Source organism: Reyranella sp., assembly GCF_050185545.1.
In the GTDB taxonomy this organism is placed as follows: domain Bacteria; phylum Pseudomonadota; class Alphaproteobacteria; order Reyranellales; family Reyranellaceae; genus Reyranella.
Genome location: NZ_JBFWZI010000068.1, coordinates 34,806 through 35,322, shown reverse-complemented (window position 1 = coordinate 35,322; position 517 = coordinate 34,806). Strand labels below are relative to the sequence as shown.

1 protein-coding gene is annotated in these 517 nt (G+C 67.5%); it reads right to left on the bottom strand.

The features are described from left to right. On the bottom strand, positions 1-401 hold a 401-nt coding region (locus AB7O82_RS19005), incomplete at its 3' end, for a serine hydrolase domain-containing protein (protein WP_428619938.1). Positions 402-517 lie beyond the last annotated feature (116 nt).

Sequence of the window (517 nt, the reverse complement as noted above, 5' to 3'; positions counted from 1 at the left end):
TCCCACTCGTAGGGGCCGCTGTCCTTGAGGCGCGCACGCAGCGCCGGCACGCCGGCCGAATGGTCGAGCATCATGCGCGTGGTGACGTGCTCCTTGCCGTTCTGGCCGAACTCGGGCCACTGCTCGACCACCGGCGCATCGAGATCGAGCTGGCCGCGGCTCGCCAGCACGTGGGCGCAGAGCGCCGTCGCGCCCTTCGTGCACGAGAACACCACGCTCACCGTGTCGGCTTCCCACGCCGCGCCGGTCTTCGGATCGGCGACGCCCCCCCACAGATCGACGACGGTCTCGCCGTCGACGGTGACGCAGACAGACGCGCCGACCTCGCCATTGTTCTGAAGGTTGTCGACGAAGGCCTCGGCGACACGCTCGAAGCCCGGCTTGCAAATTTCCTGGGTCATCTGACTTTTCATGGCTGGGAGCGCGCCACACCGAAGGCGCGCAAGGAGTGTGTAATAAACAAGTAGAGCGCCCAAGGGGTGGCGCCCACCCCCCCCTGAGCGGTCCCGCGAGTATC